We start from the raw sequence: 1,186 nt of genomic DNA, 5'->3' as shown, positions 1-1,186 counted from the left end.
GATAGGGATAAAATCTAGGGGGGAGATAATCCCTTGTTTGCTAAGCCAGCGTGCCAGTGCTTCAGCACCGATCACTTTGCCGCTCTTAAGCTCAATAATGGGTTGGTAATAGGGGATAAATTCTTGGCTGTCGATACCATCTTGGATTTTTGCCAGCATTTGAGTGCGAAATTTCGAAGCGTCGGCCATTTCCGGACGATAGTAACTGACACCCGAGACATCTTGTTTGGCATTGCTCAGCGCGATGCTGCCATTCCGTAGCCAGCGTGTCATGTTGCTGTCACTGTCGGTGATCATCGACACCAATCGACATCCTTTATCACCACACATTTCGATCATTCATATAAAACGGGGCGATGAAGAGTTGCTGAAGGCGATTCACCGTCAATCGTTACTTCGTTCGGCTTTGATTGATATGGGGAGCGTATATCGCAAATTCGTCTCCTCCTGTGCGAGCGAGCAAAAACTGATCGTCAAACAAGGTTTGGATTCGTTCGGAGACTTTGATCAGCAGTTGGTCACCGTTGTGATGCCCCAAGCTGTCGTTGATATCACGAAAGCGATTGACCCCAAGCATAAATAAACTGCCAGACTCAGTAAGTTTGCGCTTACTTACATCAATCAATCCTTCTCGGCTGTACAGCTTGGTCAGAGAATCAAACACCAGTTGATTATGCAGGGCTTTAAAGGACGCTTTTAGGTTATTGGTCATTTCGTTAAAGGCGTTGACCAGTAAGCTGGTTTCACGAATGCGGCCAGGTTTTGGCATCGAGCTATCCCAATTGCCGTTGGCCAAATTTCTTGCTGCCGTGGCGGTGGCCGTAATAGGACGAGTGATACGGCTGAAAATGACTAAGCAGAAAGACATCCCAATCGCACTCACCAGTATGCCGATCAGCCAGCTTTGCTGTTGCGATTTCGGCAATACGCCAAGAAGCTCGGTTTCAGAGATGGAAATGCCAATAAACCACGTGAGGCCATATTGGTCGGTGTATGGCGACAAGAGGCTGAAATAACGTTCGTTTTGGTTTCGAACTCAAATTGTTGTGCATCTTCGTGTTGCAACATGCGTTCTGCTTCGCTCGTCTGCGTGCTGCTTAATGATGGGTCGGCACTTTCGGTGCTAACAGTCGGTCGCCTTTTTCGACCACTCAGTACCCATGACACCACGCTGCCTTGAGCGGAG

At 48.3% G+C, this 1,186-nt stretch carries 1 pseudogene; it reads right to left on the bottom strand.

The features are described from left to right. Window positions 1–1,186: pseudogene (locus tag CIK04_RS23830) on the bottom strand (diguanylate cyclase); the annotation flags it as partial.

The sequence above is a fragment of the Vibrio sp. 03_296 genome (assembly GCF_002265885.1).
Note: the sequence above shows the minus strand (reverse complement) of the source record. Positions and strands in the feature narration are given on the sequence as shown.